An 805-nucleotide genomic window follows, 5' to 3' on the forward strand; every position below is an offset into this window, starting at 1 on the left:
TGCATGAACAGATACAAATAAAAACTCCTTACGGCTTAAATAAATGTACCAATAGTGGTCACCCTTAAGTGTGCCATTGCGGGAACAGATACGATGTGTATGTCCTTGTATTCGATAGAAACTTTTTACGAAACTATTCAAGATGAACAATATTTTCAAGTTGGTTCATTTAAAAAACCAATTGGAATCAATGGTGGCTTGGTAGTGTCATTTTTATATGAGCTAAACGATGCTGAATTATTGAAACTACCAGCTCTTTTTGTAGAGGTAGATTATGTAAAAGTACCTTATTCGATTAAAAATATTACAACCACGCAGCGTAAAAGCATTATACACCTAGATCTGATTTCATCCAAAACTGAGGCCTATGCACTCCGAAACCTACCCATATTTCTTCCACTAGCCCTGAAACCTAAATGGGTACAAAGTATGCTTCCTTATAGTTTAGTAGATGGTTTAGTAGAAGGGGTTGGATTGGGTCACTTGGGCCATATAAAAGCTATATATTGTATGCGAGATCAATATATAATGGCTATTAACCATAACGAAAAAGAACTATTGATTCCCTATGCTAAGCCATTTATAGTAAACATTAATGAACTACAAAAAAAGGTTATGGTAGAACTGCCAGAGGGTTACTTAGAGGTCATGCTATAATTGGAGCATGCCATATTACCTATTGTGCCCTCCCATAGGGCTCAATAGGTAAACAGACTTGAACCACTTATCGAGTTGTTGCATAAGCATCTATTTGTAGCCGTTCAGCGCAGTGGCCAAGGCTACGTAGAAAAAGCAAAAACGCCCC

At 37.3% G+C, this 805-nt stretch carries 1 protein-coding gene; it reads left to right on the forward strand.

From position 1 onward, the window contains the following. Positions 1-54 precede the first annotated feature (54 nt). Positions 55-657, forward strand: a complete 603-nt coding sequence (locus MUW74_RS04175) for a ribosome maturation factor RimM (RefSeq protein ID WP_243517632.1) — start codon at positions 55-57, stop codon at positions 655-657. The last annotated feature ends 148 nt before the right edge of the window (positions 658-805 follow it).

Source organism: Candidatus Cardinium sp. cBcalN2 (assembly GCF_022810445.1).
In the GTDB taxonomy this organism is placed as follows: Bacteria; Bacteroidota; Bacteroidia; order Cytophagales; family Amoebophilaceae; genus Cardinium.